The sequence below is a fragment of the Clostridium sartagoforme AAU1 genome (assembly GCF_000401215.1).
Taxonomy (GTDB): Bacteria; Bacillota; Clostridia; order Clostridiales; family Clostridiaceae; genus Clostridium; species Clostridium sartagoforme.
In genome coordinates this window covers 1-849 of sequence record NZ_ASRV01000001.1, presented here as the reverse complement: position 1 = coordinate 849, position 849 = coordinate 1, and the positions used below count along the sequence as shown (strand labels likewise).

The following is an 849-nucleotide window of genomic DNA, read 5'->3' as shown; positions in this document are numbered from 1 at the left end:
TTTGGCTCCAGAGGATATAAAGAAAAGTGGATAGCATTTTGATTTAGGAATGGCAATAGGAATACTACCAATGGCAATAGAAGCAAAAAAGAAGGGAATAAATAATTTAATTGTACCTAAGGATAATTTGCAAGAAGCTTCATTAGTTAGTGATATAAATATTTTTGCATTTGAGACACTAATTGATGTAGTTAAATTTCTAGAAGATACATCTATATATAATAATTTTTAGATATATATAAGGATAATAATAAAATAAGCAGAGATTACCTTTTAGATTTTGAAGATGTTCAGGGGCAAGACTCTCTTATAGAATATATTGTTGTATCTGCTGCTGGTGGTTATAATATAATTATGTCAGGTTCACCAGGCTGCGAAAAATCTATGATAGCTAAAAGAATTCCAACTATTTTACCAATGATGACTGAAAGGGAAACCTTAGAAGTAACTAAAATTTATAGCGTTGCAGGACTTTTAAAAAAACAAGGGAACTTTAATAACAGAAAGACCATTTAGAGCTCCTCATCATAATGCATCTATGAATGCTTTAATTGGGGGAGGTAATAACGCAATGCCAGATGGAATATCCTTAGCACATAACGGTGTCTTATTTCTAGATGAAATAGCTGAATTTAGCAGAAGAACTTTAGATGCGTTAAGACAGCCTATGGAAGACGGGGGAGTTACAGTTTCAAGAGTAAAATATACTAATTCATATCCAGCAAGTTTTATGATAGTAGCAGCCATGAATCCTTGTCCTTGTGGCTATTATGGTGATAGCAGATGTAAATGCACAGACTATGAAATTTTAAAATATAGACAAAAAATATCAGGGCCTATTATAGCTAG

3 protein-coding genes are annotated in these 849 nt (G+C 32.2%); all 3 read left to right on the top strand.

All coding sequences use genetic code 11. From position 1 onward, the window contains the following. Positions 1-49 precede the first annotated feature (49 nt). Positions 50-232, top strand: coding sequence for a hypothetical protein (locus tag A500_RS20975; RefSeq protein WP_242835001.1), 183 nt, complete (start codon positions 50-52; stop codon positions 230-232). Positions 233-234: 2 nt separating this feature from the next. Further along, entirely contained in the window at positions 235-516 is a 282-nt protein-coding gene (locus tag A500_RS20970) for an ATP-binding protein (protein WP_341349925.1), read from the top strand. Positions 517-538: 22 nt separating this feature from the next. Then, positions 539-849 (top strand): ATP-binding protein (locus tag A500_RS20965; protein WP_242835000.1); only part of this gene is annotated, 311 nt, incomplete at its 3' end.